Raw genomic sequence first — 20,039 nt, forward strand, 5'->3', positions numbered from 1 at the left:
TTTTCGTTCAGTGTGAAGACAATTATTTTGCCGCTAATACATCCGCAATTGCTTTCACATATGGCGGAAGATCCGGTGGACGTCTGCTTGAAACGAGATGTCCATCTGTGACAACTGCTTCATCAAACCAGTCCGCACCAGCATTCGTCATATCATCTTTAATACCAGGTGTACTTGTCACTTTTTTGCCTTGCAGGATTCCGGCTGAAATCAGCACCCAGCCAGCATGGCAAATTTGTCCGATTGGTTTGCCTTTCGCATCAAACGTACGGACAATATCTAATACTTCTGGATATCGGCGCAGTTTATCAGGCGCCCATCCGCCTGGAACGAGCACAGCATCATAATCGTCAGCTTGAATGGAATAAAAATCTGCATCGGATACGGCAGGCACTCCATACTTGCCGATGTACTCATGATCTGCTTTTTCTCCTACGAGATGGACGGTTGCGCCCTCCTCTCTTAAACGTAGAACTGGATACCATAGCTCTAAATCTTCAAAATCATCACTCACAAACGCAATGACCTTCTTATCTGATAAACGCATAACATCTCTCCTTTTCTTCCGATTTCCTCTATTGTACGAGATCATCTCTTAAAAAGAAAAGCGGTTCCCCTTGAGGAGAACCACTTTCATTATTCATTGATCTTGAATTTTTTAATTAAATCTCGCAGCTCTTCCGCCATTTGGGAAAGAGTCGTAGAGGAAGAACTAATCTCTTCCATAGAAGCGAGCTGCTCTTCAGCAGATGCCGCGATATCCTGGATGCTTGCTGAACTCTCTCTCGATACATCTGCAATGTCATTGACTGCTCGAGAAATTTGCTCAGATCCTTTTGAAAGCTCGCGTACCGTTGTATTCATTTCATTAATTCTTGTTGCGATTTCCGCTGTTTGCTGGTTAATTTGTGAGAAGCTTTCTTTCGTTTGGTCTGTAATAGAAAGACCATTTTTCACTTCTTCATTCACCGATTTGAACATATTTTGAGATGTTTCAATTTCAGATACAATTTCTTTCACGAGCTTTTCAATCTCTTTTGCTGAATCTGATGATTGAACCGCTAGTTTACGTACTTCTTCTGCGACAACCGAGAAGCCTCTGCCTGACTCGCCTGCACGTGCTGCTTCGATGGCTGCATTAAGTGCGAGTAAATTCGTTTGATCTGCAATGCCGTTAATCACACCTAGGATGTTTGTGATATCTTTTGATTTATGCTCTAGTCCGTTGATCACACCTTCAGCTTCTTTCACTGAATGGTCGATTGTTTTCATTTGGCCAACTGTTTGCTCCACAAGCTGTCCGCCTGTTTCCGCTACTGTTTTTGATTGAACAGATGACGCCGTGATCACATCAGAGGTTTGTGCGACTTCGTTCAGTCCTTCATTCATTTGTTTCAAATGGGCCGCACTTTGTTCAACCATTTCGCTTTGATTTTCGTTGCCGTTTGAGAATGTTTCAATAGATGATGTAATATGTTCTGTTGCCTTTGTTGTTTGACCTGCGCTTGCCGTCAGTTCTTCAGATGATGAAGCCACGTTTTCAACAGATGTTTGTACGGCTTGAATGACATCTCTTAGTGACTCACTCATTTCATTAAAGCTTGTGCCAAGCTGTCCAATTTCATCTTGTGACCTGACGTCAATTTTTTCTGTCAAATCTCCCTCACTGATCTTCTTCGAAGATGAGACAAGCATGGAAAGTGGTTTTGTAATCGAACGGATGATAAAGAAGATAAGAATACCGCCAATGATGAGGGCGCCGGCTAAAATAATGGTGGCCATGTTAAAGACTGGCTGCGCAGCTTCTTCTACTTCACTTACAAACATTGTACCGACAATCTTCCAGCCAGTTGCCTTATTTGTGGTGAACTCCATTTGCTTTTCTTTTCCTTCAAACATATAACTCATAGATCCTTTATCTTGTGAATAGAGTTTTTCTAACCACTCACCAGATAATTTGGACCCAGCTTTTTTCGTTGGATGGGCAACAAAGGTACGATCAGGGCTTCCGATAAAGGCATAGCCTTGTTTACCAATGTTAATACTATTTGACTCTTTTACTAGATTCGCAATGTCTAGGTTCATCGCGATGACACCTGATCCGTCCTCTAGTTTTTTAGAGATGGTCACAACAAGAGTACCGGTGGATGCGGTTGGATACGGAGCTGAAACAGACAGCTCACCGTTTTTTGCCCAGCCATCTTTATACCAATCTCGCTCAGTTGCGACATAGTCAGCAGGCATTTTTTTATGAGGATATCTTGAAAATACTTTGCCATCACTTGAAGCGACAAAAATGCCTTCTGTGTCATCATTCATACTCATGAACTGCTCAAAGCGTCCTTGAATATCAGTCGTTCCTTTTTGCTTGAGTTTTTTCTTTGTGATCCATTGACTAAAGAAATCGGCCGCGTCTGTTTTCACTTTCACAACCTTCGTAATATTTTTATCTAGCTGCTCTACATTTTCCTTTGCGCTTTGCATGATTTGATCATTTAAGGAGGTGCTCGCAGTATGATATGACGAGTATGCCAATACAATGATTGGGCATAAGAGAATAAATAAGAAAGAGAATACGAGCTTTTTTGAAATAGATGGCTTTCGGAAATACTGTATGAATTTCATAAAAAAGAAAACTCCTTTTAGTAAGATAGTATATATATCGGAAGTACTACTAGGTTGTTTACTTTTTTAACTTATTAAAATCTAAATAAGTCCAAAATACCCAATTTATATGCAGTGAAAGGAAAAACACCTGACGCCAAAACGTCAGGTGTTTCACTACATCTCTTACATTTTAAATTGTTTAATGAGCTCTCTTAATTCTTCTGCCATCTGTGATAAAGTGGCAGAGGATGAGCTGATTTCTTCCATTGATGCCAGCTGTTCTTCTGCAGAAGCCGCAATATCTTGGAAGCCTGCAGAGCTTTCTCGTGAAAGCTCTTTGATCTGATTGACCGCATGTGAAATATCGTTCGAGCCATGTGAAAGCTCTTTGGCTGATCCGTTCATTTGTTTCATTTGTTCAGTCAATTCAGATGTTTTATGGGTGATTTTCTCAAAACTCACTTTTGTTTCATCTGTCATGTTTAATCCAGACTGAACTTCACCCGCTACTTGTTTAAACATTTTTTGTGATTTTTCAATTTCCTCTACAATCTCGTTCGTCAGGCTTTCAATTTCTTTTGAAGAGCTTCCTGATTGCTCTGCCAGCTTGCGAACTTCTTCTGCGACAACAGAGAAGCCTCTGCCTGCCTCACCTGCTCGTGCGGCTTCTATCGCTGCATTTAAGGCAAGAAGGTTCGTTTGGTCTGCGATGCCGTTGATGACACCTAGAATGTTTGTAATGTCCTTTGATTTCTGCTCTAAGCCTGCAATGACAAGCTCTGCTTCTTTCACTGCCTGCTCAATCGTCTGCATTTGACCTGCTGTTTTTTGAACGAGTTCTCCACCAGCCTGAGCGGTTTTGCTAGATTCGATCGACGATTCCCTCATATGAGAGGTGGTGTCGACCATGTGCGATAAGCTGCGATCCATTTCGTTGAGCTGGACTGAGCTTTTTTCAATCATATCATTTTGATGTTCAGTGCTGTTTGAGAACTGTTCAATAGATGATGTAATATGCTCGGTCGCTTGGGCTGTCTGTCCCGCACTTGCCGTTAATTCTTCAGATGAGGCCGCCACATTTTCAATTGAATTCTGGACGGCTTGGATGACTTGTTTCAGCTTTGCAGACATATCATTAAAGCTCTGCGCAAGCTTGCCGATTTCATCGTGAGTACGTACCTCAATATGCTGGGTAAGGTCTCCCTGACTGATTTTCTCAGCCGATTCAGAGAGCTCTATCAGTGGTTTTCGAATGGATTTAATAATAAAATAAATCGCCATTCCGCCTACGACAATTGCAGCTGCAAGTATGATCATTGTTAAGTCGAGCACTGGCTGTGCGGCTTCCTTTACTTCGTTGACATACATCGTCCCGGCAATCTTCCAGCCTGTCGCTTCATTTGTATCAAAAAACATTTGCTTCGGCTGTCCGTTGTATTCATATTCAAAACTGCCTTCTTTTTTGTCATACATTTTTGCGGTGAAATCACCTGTCAATTTTGTCCCGGCCTTGTCCGTTTTATGGGCAACATAACGCTTATCTGACGTGGCGACAAAGGCATAGCCTTCTTGGCCAATTTTGATGCTGTTTGTATCTTTTACGACAGTGTTCAATCGCATATTGACCCCAATCACACCAGAACCATCTGCTAATTGTTCTGATATTGTAATGAGCAGGTCATCAGATGACTTATCTATAAAAGGATCTGAAATGATGGGTTTCTCATCTCCCATCGATTGTTGAAACCATGGCTCATTTTTGATGCTCTTTGCACTGCCTTTATGGATCTTGGAATATTCTGTTAGTTTACCATTTTGATCTGCAACAAATACTTCCACCACATCTTCATCAGTTTCCGATAGTTGCTCTAATTTCACCTTGAGTAAATCTTTGTTTTTAGAGGCCAATTCATTCTTTTTCACCGATTTGGATAAGTATGACACAATGTCAATTTTAGGCTGTACATCTTTATTAATGAGTTCGTTTAATTGCTTAACACTATTTGCAGCACTAGACATAATCTCATCATTGAGAGACTTGGATGCCACCTCATAAGAAAATGCTGCCAATACGAGAATTGGCACTAGGAGAATCGCTAAGAATGCAGTAATTAATTTCTTCGACATCGTCAAGTGCTTAAAAAAGTTGATTTTTTTCATTACCCTACTCCTTTTGATTTATGATTTGTGATCTTCCTCCTCCATTCTTAGGTAATATGAATCAATTTTCAAGGTCTAATGTTCCGAAAAACATCAAAATAAGTATAATAGCCTATTTCTTTTGGTTTATTCAATTTAAAAAAGCCTCCTAGCTGGAGGCTCTTTTCATCATGTCTATTCGACTTTAAATTTGCTAATCAAATCACGCAATTCTTCTGCCATAGAAGAGAGTGTGGCAGAGGACGAGCTGATTTCTTCCATTGACGCCAGTTGCTCTTCTGCTGAGGCGGCAATGTCTTGAATATTTGCGGAGCTTTCTCGTGATACGTCTGCGATCTCACGGACAGCCTCTGAAACATGTGCAGAGCCCTTTGAAAGCTGGACCACTGTTTGATTCATCGTTTGAAGCTGATCTGAAATTTCTTTTGTCATTTCGAAAATATTGTGGAAGCTTCCTCTCGTTTGTTCAGTGAAGCTTAAGCCTGATTGAACTTCTCGATTCACCGCAGTGAATACTTCCTGTGATACATCGATGTCTTGAACAATTTCTTTGATCAAATTCTCTATTTCTTTCGCTGAATTGGCAGATTGAACAGCAAGTTTCCTTACTTCCTCTGCTACAACGGAGAAGCCTCGACCGGATTCCCCAGCTCTTGCTGCCTCAATCGCTGCATTTAGTGCAAGTAAATTCGTTTGATCGGCGATTCCATTGATGACACCGAGAATTTGTGTAATGTCTTTTGATTTACTTTCCAGTGCACTAATGACATTCTCTGCTTTTTTCACTGACTGATCAATGACATTCATTTGAGAAGCAGTTTTTTCAACAAGCTGTCCGCCTTCCCCTGCGATATCTGTTGATTTGATCGATGAAGCGGTAATCGATTCAGCAGATTCATTCATGTGCTGAAGGCCTCGGTTCATTTCCTCTAACTCGTCTGAGCTCAATTCCACTTTATCATTTTGGCTTTCATTTCCGCTGGAGAATTGTTCAATGGCTAATGTGATATGCTCTGTTGCTTTACTTGTTTGTCCTGCGCTGGCGGTCAGTTCTTCTGATGAAGAAGCGACATTTTCGACTGAGGTTTGAACAGCACCAATGAGTGATCTTAATGAGTCAATCATCGTATTAAAGCCTTTACCAACTTGTCCAATTTCGTCATCTGATTGGATCTTAAGCTTATCACGCAAATCACCATTGCTGACTTTTTTCGAGAAGCGGGCAAGGTTGGATAATCTCTTTGATATAGAGCGGACGATAAAGAAGATGAGGGTTCCTGCTACGATAAGTGTCACACTGAACACGATAATGGCTGTATGGAAAACTGGCTTTGCCGCATCTTCTACCTCTGATACGAGCATCGTTCCACCGATTTTCCAGCCGGTTAATTCATTGGTCACATACGCAACCTTTTTATCTGTTCCTTTGAGCGAGTAGCTGCCGCTTCCTTCTTTGTTTTTAAAAATAATATTCGCTAGATTTTCGTTGACTTGACTTCCTGGCTTTTGGGTTGGATCTGCTAGAACGGTTTTATCCTTTTCCATGATGAAGGCATAGCCTTTTTGTCCAATTTTGATTTCTTTTAATTTTTGAAGCAGGCTGTCAATTTCCATATCAAGCCCGATGACACCTGAACCATCTTTCATTTTTTGAGCAATGGTGATGACCATTTTACCTGTGGATGCTGCTACGTATGGTTTTGTGATGACTTGTTTGCCGCTTTCTGCATTGAGCGCCTCTTGATACCATGGCCGCTCTCTTGGATCGTAGCCATCAGGCATCTTTTGAACTGGGTATTGCATGAACAATCCCTTTTCAGAGCCTGCATAGATAGCAGAAACATCTTTTTCATTAATTTTTCCATATTGCTGCAATTCTTTAATGGTCGCATTTCTATTTTTTTCTTGAAGATTAGAAGCTTTGAGAGAGTCTGTAAACAGTGTCACAGCATCTGCTTTGTTTCCAATATTCTCATTGATTAAAGTATCAAATGCATTGACCTGACTCATAGCACTGCCCATAATCTGTTTGTCTAGCTCTGTCTTTGATGTGAAAAACGCACTAATTGTCAGTGCGACGGTTGGTAGGATAAGGACTACCAAAAAGGCAATGATTAATTTTTTTGAAATGGATGGTTTTTTGAACCATTGGATCATTTTTCCCATTTTATCTTTCCCCCTTTACTTCTCTAAAGTTATTATCGGATAAAAGGTATATTTTTAGAGACTGGAAATGACGTTTAAAAATAAAAAAAATACCCAGACAATTCTGGATATTTTTTTATCGTTTTTTAATTGATTTTAAATTGACTTGTTAACTCTTTTAGTTCCTCTGCCATATTTGCAAGTGTCACAGAAGAGGACGTAATTTCTTCCATAGATGCCAGCTGCTGTTCAGCAGAAGCAGCAATGTCTTGAATGTTCGCTCCGCTTTCCCTTGAGACTTGACGAATCTCCTGCATGGCTTGTGACACAAGCTTTGAACCGCTCGATAGGTCAATCGCCGTATCGTTTAATTGGGTCAGTTTTTTCGACATTCCTTCTGCCGCCTCATAAATGTTCTGGAAGCTTTCTTTTGCCTCTTCTGTCATGCCGAGTCCTGCATTTACTTCTCGATTGACCGTTTTGAACATATCTTGAGATTTAGCAATTTCTAACACAATTTCTTGGATCAGCTTTTCAATTTCTTTCGCTGAATCTGCGGATTGGACAGCTAGTTTTCTCACTTCCTCTGCAACGACGGAGAAGCCGCGCCCCGATTCACCTGCTCTTGCTGCTTCGATTGCTGCATTAAGCGCAAGTAAATTCGTTTGATCCGCAATGCCGTTAATCACATTTAAAATACTCGTAATATCTTTAGATTTGTATTCTAATTCTTTCATGACTTGTTCTGCTTCTTGTACAGATGTATCGATATGTTTCATTTGGTTGGCTGTGCTTTCAACAATGCGGCCGCCTTGACCAGCAGCCTCTGTCGATTGAAGTGAGACAGCAGCCACTTCTGATGAGGTATGTGACATGCCTTGTAATCCTTCATTCATCGCCACAAGCTGATTCGTACTAGATTCGAATTTCTCGTTTTGCGCTTCATTTCCATTTGAAAATTGTTCAATCGACATCGTGATATGCTCTGTTGCTTGACTCGTTTGGCTGGCACTTGCGGTCAGCTCCTCTGAAGCAGAAGCCACATTGTCGACAGAATGTTGTACAGCTCGGATGACTTCGCGAAGGGATTCACTCATCTTGCTAAAGCTTCTTGTCAGATCCCCTATTTCATCCTTCGATTTGGTTTCAAGAGTTTCGGTTAAATCGCCTTCACTCACTTTGTTTGAGAAATCAACCAGCTTTCTAAGCCCAATTGTGATGGAGCGAACGATGAAGAAGATTGCGATGCCGCCAAGGATAAATGAAGAAATTAAAAGAATAATGGCAGAATTCCAAACTGGCAGTGCTGCTTCTTCTGTTTCTGATACAAACATCGTTCCAGCAATTTTCCAACCTGTTAAATCATTCGTGACAAAAACGAGACGCTTTTGCTCTCCTTTATTCTCATAAGTTGCATTTCCTTCTTTGCCGCTGTAAAGGATAGATGAAATATTTCCTGTGACCTTAGAGCCTGATTTTTCTTCTGGATGAGCCACAATTTGTTTGTTTTTATTTGCAATAATTGGATAACCTTCTCGTCCAATTTTAATTTCCTTTATTTTATCAACAATGTCCTGAACATCGATATCGATCCCGATGGCTCCCGACCCGTCCTTCAGGCGCTGAGCGATCGTGACAACCATGCCATTTGTTGTAGCAGAGATGTATGGATTGGTGACAACAGGTTCACCTTTTTCATCCTGCATTGCTTGTTGATACCAATCGCGTGTTGTTGGATCATAGCCTTTTGGCATATCTACTTTAGGAAACTGAACGAAATCACGCTTTTTACTTGCTGCATAAAAACCAACTACGTCTTCTTCATTGATTTTGCTGTATATCTCAAAATGCTCATAAAGTTCATGCTGGTTTTTCTTTTTAAAGTCGTTTGCAGTGGACGTTTCGGTAAAGAGTTTCACCGCGTTTTCTTTGTTCAAAAGCTTTTGCTCGATCAAGTCATTCAGCTCATTGACTCTTGCATTCGCTCCGTACATGATTTCATGATCTAATTCTTGTTTGGCAATCTGATATGAAATCGCACTTAGTGTAATGATTGGTAAGACGAGAACAAGTGTGAATGAAATAATCAGTCTCTTTGAAATCGATGGTTTTTTCAACCATTTTATTGCACTTTTCATGGTTTTCCTCCTTTTAAACGTTATGTTTTATATCGGACAACTTCATATTATTTTCATGTTTTTCAAATAAAAAGGATGCCTTTTTGTTTATTTTCACTAATTGATTCCTTGCCCAAGCATCGCGCATACGCTAATACAAAAGGGGGCGATTTTCATATGATTATCCTTTCAGGACAGCCAGTGACAAATGATCAGCTGGCATCGTTTCAGCTAGAGGGACAAAAGCGAATCATTTTGATGCAGTTACAAGCTTCAAATGATACGTTCCGCTATAGGCAAGCATCAGATTTGTTATTTGAGGTGACCTTAAGATCGAACATTATGAATGCCGCAAGAGATTTGCATAAAAGTGGTGCCTCATTTGCCGTCTTTCAAAGGTCTCGTGCAAATGACGCATTTTGGCGTGTATCAGAGGCAGGAGCACTAGAACTGCGCTATCAAGTTGAACCATCTAGAGGGATCAAAGACATTTTTGAAAATGGCTCAAAATATGCGTTTGAATGTGCAACGGCGATAGTCATTGTATTTTATATGGGGGTCCTGCAAACGGTAGGAGACGAGAAGTTCAATCGAAGGCTTCGAAGTTTAACACTGTATGACTGGCATTATGATACATTGTCGATTTATACAGAACGTGGAAATGACTTTATTTACGGAGATTGTTTATATTTCGAGAATCCGGAGTTTAGCTATCAGCAGTCACAATGGCGCGGGGAAAATGTCATTTACTTAGGAGAAGATCAATATTACGGACATGGGCTTGGCATTTTAACAGCAGCAGAAATGATCGACAAATTAAACAACAGAAGGCGGCCAGGTGCTGTTCAATCCGCTTATTTATTGCCGCAGACCACCCGGATGGATGTCATCTATCTCAGGCAAATGTTCGGCAGCTAAAAAAGGCCTCTTGTCTATTGGTTATGACAAGGGGCCTTTGTATGCCTTGCGTTTGCGATAATCTTGGAGCGTGCCAAGCATCGTGTTCGCAAGGATCTCCATTTCTTCTAGATCGTTTCTTGTGACCGGAGGGTCGTGGCGGCTCCATTTCACGTAACGAGCAAAATAGTAATGACGAATGGGGGTAAGGACGGCAGGAGAGTGCGGAAAATCATCAAATACAAATTCGATTTGTCCTTTTTTCCGGTACGAATGTTTTAAGATGTCTATCCTGTCACACCCCCCTCATGAATTTATGTCTGCGTGAGTTCGTGCATGATGTCTTCAACGGTTAAAATTGAATGAATGCGGCCAACGCCCTGTCCTGCCCAAAGAGCCATTTGCTCAGGGTTTCCCGCAGCGGCTGCCGCTTTTCGCATAGGCGTTGTCCATCCATGCTGTACTGGATAGGGAAGAACCTTATCTTCATGCGGCTTTTCTGCCTCCATCCACTGATTCACAATGCCTCTTGCTCTTTTCCCAGAAAAAAGCCTTGTGACCTTTGTTTCACTGCCTTCTGCCTGTAAAATGGCCTTTTTGTACACTTCCGCTGCAGCGCTTTCCTGACTGGCTAAAAATCGTGTACCGATTTGAACGGCATCCGCTCCAAGCTCCAGGGCTGCTTTCACACCTGCTCGATTCGTGATGCCCCCTGCGGCGATCAGAGGCACATGACATATCTGTTTGACGTCAGAAATCAGACTGATCAATCCCTGCAAGGCATCTCCTTTTGATGGTAAAAAGGTGCCGCGGTGTCCCCCTGCTTCACTTCCTTGCAGGACAATGGCATCCATTCCTTTTTCCTCTAAAAGCAGTGCTTCCTCTTTTGTTGTGGCCGTTCCGATTAAAAAGATCCCCTTTTGTTTTAAGCGATGAATCGTTTGTTCATCTGGACAGGCGAATGTAAATGAAAGGATTGGCACATCTTCTTCTTGAAGAATGTTGATTTTCTGTTCAAAATCACCCCATAATTCCTCTTCGCTAGGCATCATATGCGTTTTTGGTAATACAGGCAGCCGCTTTTTCCAAAATGCCACATCCTCTTGTTTTATATCTGGAATTGGTTCTGGCACAAAGACATTGACCTGAAATGGACGGGATGTGAGCTGTTTGATCTGTCTGATATGCTGTCTCATGTTTTCAGGCTGCACATAACCACTTGCTAAGCTGCCAAGCCCCCCATACTGCGAAACAGCTGCTGCGAGCTGCGGCGTCACGGCGCCTCCTGCCATTGGCGCCTGGATGATCCCATGTTTGATTTGAAGTAACGCTGTGAATTCCCCCATCTATTTCCCCACCTCACTTGTTTGATGACACCTGAACATAAAAATGCCGATGCCTTGGCCCGTCAAACTCACAGAAATATATTCCCTGCCATGTTCCAAGCACAAGATCACCGTAATTGATGAGAACATGCTGAGATGCGCCCATATAACTGGCTTTCATGTGTGCTGCTGTATTTCCTTCCATGTGCCGATCCTTTGGATGTTCCCACTGAAAGACTTCGTCAAGCCGGCGCAGCATATCTCGTTTGACATCTGGGTCCGCATTTTCATTAATAGTGATCCCTGCTGTCGTATGTGGACAATAGACAATGACGGTTCCGTTTTGGATGCCGGTTTCCCGGACATATTGATGGACTTCGTGCGTGACGTCTATCATGTCATCGCGTCTGTCTGTTTGTAAATCGATTTTTTTCATATGAGCTGCTCCTTTTTGTCATTTCTATAAAACCATACCCTTTTTATGTGAAACAAATCTCTGACAATAGGCAGACGATCCCCTCACCTAAAGTTTACCAAGCAAAAAAACCTCGTCAAGAGCTCCGAGGTTTTTAGAAAAAGTGAATCTTTTTTATTTCAATGGTACGAATATGATGGTCTTCTGCCTCTAAGATTTTAAATTCACAGCCTTCTGCTTCAATCGTATCTCCAATCTCAATATCGAATTTATGCGTCATCATCCAGCCAGCAATCGTATCGACATCATCATTTTCAATGGCTAAATCCAATAAATCGTTTACTTCATCAATCAAGGCTTTCCCATCCATCACATAGTGGAAGTCCCCTTTTTTGACAATATGCGGAGTCTCATCCTGGTCATATTCGTCCCGAATCTCTCCCACAATTTCCTCTAATATGTCTTCTACTGTGACGAGTCCCGCTGTTCCGCCGTATTCGTCTACAAGCATCGACATATGGATCCGTTCCTTTTGCATCAAAATAAGCAATTCTTGAACAGGGGTACTTTCAATCACCCGAATCACCGGACGCATTAAGTCTTCAATGGAAACCTCTTGATTCAGGAAGCTTGCTTTAAATACATCTTTGCTGTTGATGACACCAATCACGTGATCTTTGTCTTCTTTGATGACAGGATAGCGTGTGTACCTTTCGTTCAGCATATAATGCGTGATATCCTCAAGCGTCTGCTCAATGTCGATGGCTGAGATTTCTGTGCGAGGAATCATGATCTCTCTCGCCACTCGGTTATCAAATTCAAATATTTTATTCACATATTTATATTCAGATTGGTTGATCTCGCCCTTCTCGTAGCTTTCAGATAAAATGAGACGCAATTCTTCCTCACTAATCGCCACTTCATGTTCTTTGACAGAATGAAAACCAAATAATTTCACAATGCCTCGCGCAGCCCCATTTAATGCTTTAATAAACGGGTACATGACTTTATAGAAAAAAATCAGTGGTTTTGCTGTCACAAGACTGACGGCCTCTGCCTTTTGAATGGCAATCGTTTTAGGCGCCAGTTCTCCAACGACGACATGTAAAAACGTAATGATCACAAATGCGATGATAAACGATAAGATGTCTGTCAATGCGGAATGAAGCTCTAATTTTTCAAAAAGCGGATGCAGGAAATGCTCCACCGTCGGCTCTCCTAACCACCCTAAGCCTAATGCAGTGATGGTAATCCCCAGCTGACAAGCGGATAAATATTCGTCGAGATTTGAAATGAGTTTTTGAACATGGATGGCTCTCTTATCACCGCTTTCGATCAGCTGATTGATTTTGGAGCCTCTAATTTTCACAATCGCAAATTCAGTGACAACAAAAAATGCTGTCGCAGCAATGAGTAATATGACTAAAAATACGTTTAAAATGTACAAAAAAACCCTTACCTAACATTGGTAAGGGCTCACCTCCTCTGGCGTCAATTAATCATTACGGCCATTTAGGAAGATCATTACAAAACGAAGCAATTCAAACAGGGAGACAAGAGCTGCTGCTACGTACGTTAGAGCTGCAGCATTTAATACCTTGTTCACACCTCTTTCTTCACTGCTTCTAATGATTCCTTCTGAAACAATGATATCTTTTGCACGAGAACTTGCATTAAACTCGACAGGCAATGTGACAAGCTGAAAGAACACAGCCGCTGAGAACAAAATGATCCCAAGCCCGATTAAGTTAAGGCTGCCTAGCAATAATCCACCCAGAAATAAAAGCGGGGCAACACCAGATGCAAAGTTCACGACAGGGAATATCTTATGTCTCAAGACAAGCGCACCATAGGATTCCTGATGCTGCAAGGCATGTCCGACCTCGTGTGATGCGACTGAAATGGCCGAAATCGAATGGCCGTAGTACACTGGTTCAGATAAACGAACCACACGCTGCGTCGGGTCGTAATGATCAGTCAAAGTTCCTCTTACCGGTTCAACAGGCACGTCGTATAACCCGTTGCGATCTAAAATATATCGAGCGGTTTCAGCGCCTGTTTTCATACTGGCTGCCTCGACCTTTGAATACTTTTCAAAATTATTCTTCACTTTAAATTGTGCCCAAAATGACAATCCCAATGCGGCAAATGTTAAAAAATAAAAAAACAGCATGCTCATCAGCTTCCTTTTTATTTTATATATTTATTTACAATTTTAATGACTTTTATGTAACGTGTACAGCAAAAAGCACTAGGTCTTTTTAAGGGGGAGGACAGCGCCAATGAAAAAGAAGAACACACCTAAGCATGCTGTATAAAAGGTCACCGTTCCGTATAGGTCTTGAAAAAAACGCAGCCACGAGAAATCATTCATGAAATGATTCACAGCATTTAAGTCAAACACAAGCAAGATCACAGCAGATGACAAAAAGTGGGCGCCGATAAAAAGAAGTACGGTCTTTTGAACGAACGACATTCGAATCCCTCCTTCTCCTCTCTTATTTTAAGATATGGGATCTATTTCAATACATGACGAAGATGAAAAAATGTTCCTCAATCGGGCATACTGACATTAGCAGTCTCCTGAAAGGAAGAGTCCGATGAAATCAAACCGTATCTTTATCGCTTGGCTAAGGTGGCCTCTTTATCTTCGCATTGCCATCATCATTTGTTTCATACTTCTCTTTTTTGGTCAATTAATCGTTTTAGTTGAACCAAAGCAGTACCATACGATCTTTGATGGGATCTGGTGGGCGCTCATTACTATCTCTACTGTTGGATACGGTGATTTTGTGCCGCAAACCATGCCTGGACAAGTGGCTGGTATGGCTCTCATTTTTATCGGTGCAAGCTTTGTCACGGCTTACTTCGCCACGCTTGCTGCCGCTGTGTTTAGCAAGCAGCACCATTATGTAGAGGGGAAAGTTACTTTTAAGGGAAAAGGGCACCTGATTATCGTCGGCTGGAATGAGAAAACGAGCAAACTGCTTCAATCGTTTCAAACGATTGATCCAGCCATGCCGATTGTACTGATTGATGACTCCTTGAAGGAAGGGCCTCTTTTAGAAAATGTTCATTTTATTAAAGGACATGGTACGGAAGATGTCACACTTCGCAAAGCCAATATTACAGGCGCAGATACACTCATGATTACCGCAGATCAGCATGAAAATGAATTGACAGCCGATATGCAGAGTGTCTTAACATTGCTCGCAGCAAAAGGATTAAATCCTTCGTTATACTGCCTAATTGAGATTTTAACAGATCGTTACGTGAAAAATGCCGAGCGTGCTGGAGCCAATCAAGTCATCCATACATCTGATGCTGTGAATCATTTAATGGTCGAACATTTTCTTTTAAAGGAACAGCTCATGACGTTAAAGAAAAAACGAAATATGACACTGCATAAACATGTCACCATCATTCCTGTACCAGCTTCATTAGCGGGAGAAACGTTCTTAACAGTGCTCCATCACTTTCTAGAGCATCATGTGATCATCGTAGGCGTACAAAAAAAAGAAGGACCCATGATGAATCCTCCCTTTGGATATGAGCTTCATCCAGAGGATGAGCTGATCAGCCTTTAAAGCAGTGCATCTTCTAATTCCTTGACGAGTGAAAAGCCAACTTCGGTATAAGCTTTAGACACATCTCCATCTTTCTCTTTTGGTTCTTGGAATTGGTTAAAGGATGCTCCCACATTTCCAACCATCGCATGGTCATCTAATTTGTCTTGATATACATGCTTTAAGAGAAATGGATGTCCCACTTTCACCACAACACCTGGCTGATCCAGCTGTCCTTTCTCGGCTGTAAAAGGAACTCTGAGAAAGGTATAGCCATCACGGTTATCAATTTTATAATCAAAATACCCGTGATCATAATCCCAATTGCCATTAATGACGTAGCCGAGCGGCTTCATGGTTTCTTCCAAATGATATAGTGAAAAGCTTTCACCAGTCAGCCTGGATGGTACATGAATCATACGAAACCCTCCTTTTTGCTTAGGGTTCGTTAAAGAGAGGAATTCATGCATCTTCCTTTCGTCATTTGCACATTGTTTGTAAAAGCGGCATCGAATAAGCTTTGATTGAAAGATGGATTGGTCTCATTCGCACTGCCAGCGCCTTCTGTATCCTTCACAGCACTCATCGGACAAATGCGTCCAACATTGCCAAAGTTGACGATCGCCTGACCAGAAATATCGTGAATATAAATATGATTCGTTCTCATCGATTCTTCACTCTCCTCCACTCATTATTCTATGTACAAAGCATGGGGAAGCTTACACATGAACCATAAGAAAACAAAAAAGGCACACCTTTATCAAAAGGTGTCCCTTGTCGTTCTTATGATTGTTTTAGACGACTTTCAAGCTCTGCCTTTTTCTCTTCGAAGCCCGGTTTTCCTAATAAAGCAAACATATTCACTTTATAAGCTTCTACACCAGGCTGATCGAATGGGTTGACGCCTAGTAAATAACCAGACATCGCACATGCTTTCTCGAAGAAGTACACGAGATATCCGAATGTATAAGCATCCATCTCAGGAATGGTGACAATCAGGTTCGGTACTTTCCCATCAGTATGGGCAAGCATTGTCCCTTCAAATGCTTTTTTATTGACGAAATCGACCGTTTTTCCTGCTAGATAGTTTAAGCCATCAAGGTCTTGTTCTTCTGTTTCAATTACAAGCTCATGTCGAGGCTTGTCTACATTCACGATTGTTTCAAACAAGTCTCTTCTTCCCTCTTGCACATATTGACCAAGTGAATGAAGATCGGTTGAGAAGTTGGCAGAAGAAGGATAGATCCCTTTTTCATCTTTCCCTTCACTTTCGCCGAATAATTGCTTCCACCATTCTGCGAAATATTGTAGGCCTGGCTCATAGTTAATCAGCATTTCAATTGTTCTGCCTTTATTGTAAAGGACATTACGGACTACAGCATATTGATAAGCCGCATTTTCTGACAGCTCAGATGAAGCGAAGTCTTCGCTTGCTTTCGCAGCACCTTCCATCATTTGATCAATGTCTGCTCCACTCACAGCGATTGGCAATAGACCAACTGCCGTTAAAACGGAATAACGCCCACCTACATCATCAGGGATGATAAATGATTCATAGCCTTCTTCGTTTGCTAATGTTTTGAGTGCCCCGCGTGCTTTGTCAGTTGTCGCATAAATACGTTTTTTCGCTTCTTCAGCACCATATTTCTCAATGAGGAGCTTTTTAAAGATGCGGAACGCAATGGCTGGCTCTGTTGTTGTTCCAGATTTTGAGATTACGTTAACGGAGAAGTCTGCATCTTCCAGCAGATCCATCACATCTGTTAAATAAGAAGAACTGATGTTGTTACCAATGAAAATGATTTGCGGTGTCTTGCGTTTGCCTTTTGGTAAAGTGTTATAGAAAGAATGGTTCAAAAATTCAATCGCCGCACGTGCGCCAAGATAAGAGCCGCCGATTCCTACAACGAGTAAAACATCAGAATCAGACTTAATCTTTTCTGCACTTTTTTTAATACGGGCAAATTCTTCGCGATCATATTGCTTAGGCAAGTCAACCCAGCCTAAATAATCACTGCCTGCACCCGTTTGCTCATGAATATTATGATGGGCTACCTTCACAAAATCTTTTAAATATGTAAGCTCATGTTCTTGAAAGAAAGGTAACGCTTTCGAGTAGTCAAATTGAATATGTGTCATCGCTTGTAAGCCCTCCATTACGTTAGTTCTGTCCCTTTCACTTTAGCGGAACTAGCTATTGAAATCAAGTGATCGTCACTGGTGCAGCAAAAAGCCGCTGCTCATGAAGAGAAGCGGCAATCCGAATTATAAAGAGGCTTTCAAAATAGATAGAATGTCATCACGGTTTAATTTCATAAAGTTACCAAAACCACCGTATTCCATTTCTTTCGCTGCAATGTCGGCAATTGTGTCTAGTTGCTCTTCACCAATGTCATAATCAGCTAAACGGCTTGGTGCACCTAGGCTTGTCCAGAAGGCTGACAGCTTATCGATTCCTTCTAATGCGATGTCACGATCTGATTTTCCTTCTGTCTCGATGTCAAACATGCTCAGCATGAGATGTTTAAAACGTTCCACATTATGATCGAGTGTATGGCGCATCCAATTTGGGAAGAGGATCGCAAGTCCACCTGCATGCGGAATGTCATAAACAGCCGATACAGCATGCTCAATCGTATGAGACGCCCAGTCGCCAAAGTAGCCCATTTGCAGCGTACCATTTAAAGCAATGGTTCCTGCATAAAGAATGGTTTCGCGATGCTCATAGTTTTGTAAGTCTTCAAGCAGTTTTGGTGCTGTCTCGATCACCGTTTGAAGAACAGCAAAACACATCCGATCCTGTAAAGGCGTGTTTTTTACATTATGGAAGTATTGCTCGAAGACATGGCTCATCATATCGACCATTCCATAAACAGTCTGGTTTTCTGGGACAGAATACGTATGCTCAGGGTCTAGAATAGAAAAGGCAGGGTGAGTTACTGAACTGCCCCACACATATTTTTGATTCGTTTCCCAGTTTGTGATCACAGAGTCTGGGTTCATTTCTGAACCTGTCGCCGCAAGCGTCAGCACTGTGCCAAACGGCAATGCTTTTTGAGCAGTTGTTTTCTTTGAGATAATATCCCAAACATCACCTTCATACTCTGCTCCAGCTGCAATCGCTTTTGTACAGTCGATGACACTTCCGCCTCCAACTGCTAATAAGAAATCAATTTTTTCCTTTTGGCAAATGTCGATTCCCTTTTTCACTGTTGTGAGGCGAGGGTTCGGTTCAACGCCAGACAGCTCAAATACTTCAGCTTCTGCTTCATTTAACGCGCTGATGACATTGTCATAAAGACCATTTTTCTTAATGCTGCCTCCGCCATATACAAGTAACACTCGTTTCCCATAACGAGCAAGTTCGCTTTTGAGTCCTTCTAGTTGTCCTTTTCCAAACATTAATTTCGTTGGATTATAGTAAATAAAGTTCTCCATCTATTACAACATCTCCTTATGACGAATATATCCAAAAACATGAAAGACTACTGTAACATAAGTACACGTCGAACTCAAAAAAAGATAACTGCTCGAAAGCAGCTATCTTTTGTTGTTCAATTATAAAGAAGCGTTCAAAATGGCTAGGACATCTTCTTTGTTTAGCTTTTTAAATTGACCAAATTCACCGCGTGCCATTGCACGGTCTGCAATTAAATCAATTTTCTCATCGTTGATATCATAATCAGCTAAACGGCTTGGTGCACCTAGGCTCGTCCAGAAAGCAGACAGTTTTTCGATACCTTCTAAGCCTACTTCTTCGTCTGTTTTGCCCGCAGGGTCCACATCAAATACGCGCACCGCTAATTGCTTAAAGCGGGCTGGATTTTCTTGAATGACATGCTTCATCCAGTTCGGGAACAAGATTGCAAGTCCGCCTGCATGAGGAATATCATAGACAGCAGATACTGCATGCTCAATATTGTGAGATGCCCAGTCACCACGTGCGCCCATTGAAAGCATTCCATTTAGTGCAATTGTACCAGTGAATAAGATGGTTTCACGCAGCTCATAGTTCTCTAGATCGTTGATCAACTTCGGCGCCGTTTCAATGACGGTACGTAGAAGTCCTTCACACATACGATCTTGATAAGGTGTATTTTCAGTGTGATGGAAATATTGTTCAAACACGTGTGACATCATATCAACCATGCCATAAATCGTATGGTTTTTTGGCACAGTGAATGTGTTCACTGGATCAAGAATAGAGAATTTAGGGAAAACTGCTGGACTGCCCCAGCCATATTTCTCATTTGTTTCCCAGTTTGTGATGACGGATCCAGAGTTCATTTCAGAACCTGTTGCAGCAAGTGTTAAAACCGTACCGAACGGAATTGCTTCCATTGGGACATGCTTACGCGTCACGATATCCCAAGCATCTCCATCGTACTTCGCTCCGGCTGCGATCGCTTTCGTTGCATCAATGACACTACCGCCGCCGACTGCCAAAATAAAGTCAGCGTTGTTCTCTTTGCAAAGCTCAACCCCTTTTCTTACAGTTGTTAAGCGCGGGTTCGGCTCAACCCCAGCAAGTTCAGTGATTGCAGCTCCTGATTCTTTTAAAATGCTGACAACTTGATCATAAAGGCCGTTTCGTTTAATACTGCCTCCACCATATACGAGCAATACGTTTTTTCCGTAGTGTTTGAGTTCATCTGAAAGGGCTGAAACTTCTCCCTTTCCAAACATTAATTTCGTTGGGTTCCAATAAGTAAATCGATCCATGTGATCTCCTCCTCGCGCTACATTATGCGCCTCATTCATTCCAAAAGTAAAGTAATTTGCTTTTAATCCATTTTCTTACGCATAG

Annotated in this window: 18 protein-coding genes and 4 pseudogenes; 2 read left to right on the forward strand and 20 right to left on the reverse strand. The window is 41.7% G+C overall.

What is annotated here, in order from left to right:
• Positions 1-22: 22 nt before the first annotated feature.
• From ACYH0L_RS14400 to ACYH0L_RS14440, 9 genes and pseudogenes are all read right to left on the reverse strand, one after another.
• A complete protein-coding gene (locus tag ACYH0L_RS14400; protein ID WP_482354120.1) occupies positions 23-547 on the reverse strand; it encodes a type 1 glutamine amidotransferase domain-containing protein in 525 nt (174 codons plus the stop codon).
• Positions 548-636: 89 nt separating this feature from the next.
• Positions 637-1,590 (reverse strand): methyl-accepting chemotaxis protein, encoded by a 954-nt coding sequence (locus ACYH0L_RS14405; RefSeq protein ID WP_370461117.1) that lies wholly within the window; start codon positions 1,588-1,590, stop codon positions 637-639.
• Positions 1,582-2,625, reverse strand: a pseudogene (locus ACYH0L_RS14410) (HAMP domain-containing protein); the annotation flags it as partial. The gene ACYH0L_RS14405 and the pseudogene ACYH0L_RS14410, both read right to left, overlap by 9 nt.
• Positions 2,626-2,790: 165 nt before the next feature.
• Entirely contained in the window at positions 2,791-3,738 is a 948-nt protein-coding gene (locus ACYH0L_RS14415) for a methyl-accepting chemotaxis protein (RefSeq protein ID WP_370461116.1), read from the reverse strand.
• Positions 3,730-4,767: pseudogene (locus ACYH0L_RS14420) on the reverse strand (HAMP domain-containing protein); the annotation flags it as partial. The gene ACYH0L_RS14415 and the pseudogene ACYH0L_RS14420, both read right to left, overlap by 9 nt.
• A 174-nt stretch (positions 4,768-4,941) precedes the next feature.
• Positions 4,942-5,892 carry a methyl-accepting chemotaxis protein gene (locus ACYH0L_RS14425; protein ID WP_370461115.1) on the reverse strand — a complete coding sequence of 317 codons (951 nt, stop codon included), beginning with the start codon at positions 5,890-5,892 and terminating at the stop codon, positions 4,942-4,944.
• A pseudogene (locus ACYH0L_RS14430) lies at positions 5,887-6,933 on the reverse strand (HAMP domain-containing protein); the annotation flags it as partial. The gene ACYH0L_RS14425 and the pseudogene ACYH0L_RS14430, both read right to left, overlap by 6 nt.
• Positions 6,934-7,058: 125 nt before the next feature.
• Entirely contained in the window at positions 7,059-8,009 is a 951-nt protein-coding gene (locus tag ACYH0L_RS14435; RefSeq protein ID WP_371930242.1) for a methyl-accepting chemotaxis protein, read from the reverse strand.
• A pseudogene (locus ACYH0L_RS14440) lies at positions 8,001-9,050 on the reverse strand (cache domain-containing protein); the annotation flags it as partial. The pseudogene ACYH0L_RS14440 and the gene ACYH0L_RS14435, both read right to left, overlap by 9 nt.
• A gap of 156 nt (positions 9,051-9,206) precedes the next feature.
• On the opposite strand from ACYH0L_RS14440, the gene ACYH0L_RS14445 reads away from it, so the two are divergent.
• On the forward strand, positions 9,207-9,947 hold the full coding sequence (locus ACYH0L_RS14445; RefSeq protein WP_099727125.1) for a protein-glutamine gamma-glutamyltransferase: 741 nt from the start codon (positions 9,207-9,209) through the stop codon (positions 9,945-9,947).
• Between the two features lie 21 nt (positions 9,948-9,968).
• On the opposite strand, the gene ACYH0L_RS14450 is transcribed toward ACYH0L_RS14445, so the two are convergent.
• From ACYH0L_RS14450 to ACYH0L_RS14475, 6 genes are all read right to left on the reverse strand, one after another.
• The gene (locus tag ACYH0L_RS14450) at positions 9,969-10,217 is read right to left on the reverse strand and encodes a hypothetical protein (protein WP_099727124.1); all 249 of its coding nucleotides are present in this window, start codon (positions 10,215-10,217) and stop codon (positions 9,969-9,971) included.
• A gap of 23 nt (positions 10,218-10,240) precedes the next feature.
• Positions 10,241-11,272 (reverse strand): NAD(P)H-dependent flavin oxidoreductase, encoded by a 1,032-nt coding sequence (locus tag ACYH0L_RS14455; protein ID WP_482354121.1) that lies wholly within the window; start codon positions 11,270-11,272, stop codon positions 10,241-10,243.
• 13 nt (positions 11,273-11,285) lie between these two features.
• On the reverse strand, positions 11,286-11,687 hold the full coding sequence (locus tag ACYH0L_RS14460; protein WP_482354122.1) for a secondary thiamine-phosphate synthase enzyme YjbQ: 402 nt from the start codon (positions 11,685-11,687) through the stop codon (positions 11,286-11,288).
• Between the two features lie 133 nt (positions 11,688-11,820).
• Entirely contained in the window at positions 11,821-13,113 is a 1,293-nt protein-coding gene (locus tag ACYH0L_RS14465; protein WP_099727121.1) for a hemolysin family protein, read from the reverse strand.
• A gap of 48 nt (positions 13,114-13,161) precedes the next feature.
• The gene (locus ACYH0L_RS14470; protein ID WP_034317468.1) at positions 13,162-13,836 is read right to left on the reverse strand and encodes a zinc metallopeptidase; all 675 of its coding nucleotides are present in this window, start codon (positions 13,834-13,836) and stop codon (positions 13,162-13,164) included.
• Between the two features lie 81 nt (positions 13,837-13,917).
• A complete protein-coding gene (locus tag ACYH0L_RS14475) occupies positions 13,918-14,142 on the reverse strand; it encodes a YuzI family membrane protein (protein ID WP_099727120.1) in 225 nt (74 codons plus the stop codon).
• A gap of 124 nt (positions 14,143-14,266) precedes the next feature.
• Between ACYH0L_RS14475 and ACYH0L_RS14480 the strand changes: the two genes are divergently transcribed.
• Entirely contained in the window at positions 14,267-15,253 is a 987-nt protein-coding gene (locus ACYH0L_RS14480; protein ID WP_099727119.1) for a potassium channel family protein, read from the forward strand.
• On the opposite strand, the gene ACYH0L_RS14485 is transcribed toward ACYH0L_RS14480, so the two are convergent.
• From ACYH0L_RS14485 to ACYH0L_RS14505, 5 genes are all read right to left on the reverse strand, one after another.
• Positions 15,250-15,651: a YugN-like family protein gene (locus tag ACYH0L_RS14485; RefSeq protein WP_099727118.1), complete on the reverse strand. Its 402-nt coding sequence runs from the start codon at positions 15,649-15,651 to the stop codon at positions 15,250-15,252. The genes ACYH0L_RS14480 and ACYH0L_RS14485 overlap by 4 nt on opposite strands.
• A 29-nt stretch (positions 15,652-15,680) precedes the next feature.
• Entirely contained in the window at positions 15,681-15,899 is a 219-nt protein-coding gene (locus ACYH0L_RS14490) for a spore germination protein (RefSeq protein WP_099727117.1), read from the reverse strand.
• A gap of 116 nt (positions 15,900-16,015) precedes the next feature.
• Positions 16,016-17,371 carry a glucose-6-phosphate isomerase gene (locus ACYH0L_RS14495; protein WP_230030821.1) on the reverse strand — a complete coding sequence of 452 codons (1,356 nt, stop codon included), beginning with the start codon at positions 17,369-17,371 and terminating at the stop codon, positions 16,016-16,018.
• Positions 17,372-17,497: 126 nt separating this feature from the next.
• Positions 17,498-18,670, reverse strand: a complete 1,173-nt coding sequence (locus tag ACYH0L_RS14500) for an iron-containing alcohol dehydrogenase (protein WP_482354124.1) — start codon at positions 18,668-18,670, stop codon at positions 17,498-17,500.
• 120 nt (positions 18,671-18,790) lie between these two features.
• Positions 18,791-19,954, reverse strand: coding sequence for an iron-containing alcohol dehydrogenase (locus tag ACYH0L_RS14505; RefSeq protein WP_482354125.1), 1,164 nt, complete (start codon positions 19,952-19,954; stop codon positions 18,791-18,793).
• Between the last annotated feature and the right edge of the window lie 85 nt (positions 19,955-20,039).

Source organism: Bacillus sp. MC1252, assembly GCF_056838025.1.